This window comes from Actinoallomurus acaciae (assembly GCF_042429965.1).
GTDB classification, from domain to species: domain Bacteria; phylum Actinomycetota; class Actinomycetes; order Streptosporangiales; family Streptosporangiaceae; genus Actinoallomurus; species Actinoallomurus acaciae.
Genome location: NZ_JBHLZP010001211.1, coordinates 1 through 776, shown reverse-complemented (window position 1 = coordinate 776; position 776 = coordinate 1). Strand labels below are relative to the sequence as shown.

The following is a 776-nucleotide window of genomic DNA, read 5'->3' as shown; positions in this document are numbered from 1 at the left end:
CGGCTCGGCGCGGAGTGGCGGACCCTGGACCTGCCGGACGGCTTCGTCCCGGCCGACGACGAGGTCGCGCTGCGGCTGTGCGACGTCATCCGCGAGGTGCGTCCCGACGCGGTCGTCGCGCACTGGTCCGGAAGCTGGCACAAGGACCACCGCGCCGCGCACACGCTCGCCGTCAACGCGGCGTTCTTCGCCGCGCTGCCGACGCTGCGGCGCGACCTGCCCGCGCACGACACCGGCACGCTGCTGTTCGGGGAGAACTGGGAGGACGACGAGGGCTTCCGGCCCGAGCGGCTGTTCGACGTGACCGACGGCGTGCCCGCGTGGCGGGAGGCGGTACGCGAGTACGAGCTGGCGCGCGGGCTCGCGTCCTTCCCGTACTACGACTACTACTCCTCGCTGTACCGGCTGCGCGGCTGCACGTCGGGCTGCCGGTACGCCCAGGCGTACCGGATGCAGTCCGGGCAGTCGATGGCCGGGGTGGGCCAGTTCCTGCGCCGTTCCGGCGACGAGGCGGCCCGGTGACCGGGCCGTTCGCCGGAGTGGACGTCGGCGGCACCAACATCCGGGTCGCCGTCGGCACCCCGGAGGACCCCGGCCCGGCACGGCGCGCCCCCGTGCCGGCCGGCTACGACGATCTGCTGGACCGCGTGATCGCGCTGCTCGGCGACTGCTGCCGGGACGCCGGGCTGTCTCCGGCGGACCTGACCGGCGTCGGCGTCGGCCTGCCGGGTGTCGCGGGCGGCGGTACGGCGACGTTCGTGCCCGCCCTGCCGTAC

The 776-nt window shown here is 75.3% G+C and carries 1 protein-coding gene and 1 pseudogene; both read left to right on the top strand.

Going from position 1 to position 776, the window contains the following annotated elements:
• Nucleotides 1-522, top strand: a 522-nt coding sequence (locus ACFFNX_RS51695; protein WP_378213857.1) for a PIG-L deacetylase family protein, incomplete at its 5' end; no start/stop codon positions are given.
• Nucleotides 519-776 (top strand): annotated as a pseudogene (locus ACFFNX_RS51690) (hypothetical protein); the annotation flags it as partial. The gene ACFFNX_RS51695 and the pseudogene ACFFNX_RS51690, both read left to right, overlap by 4 nt.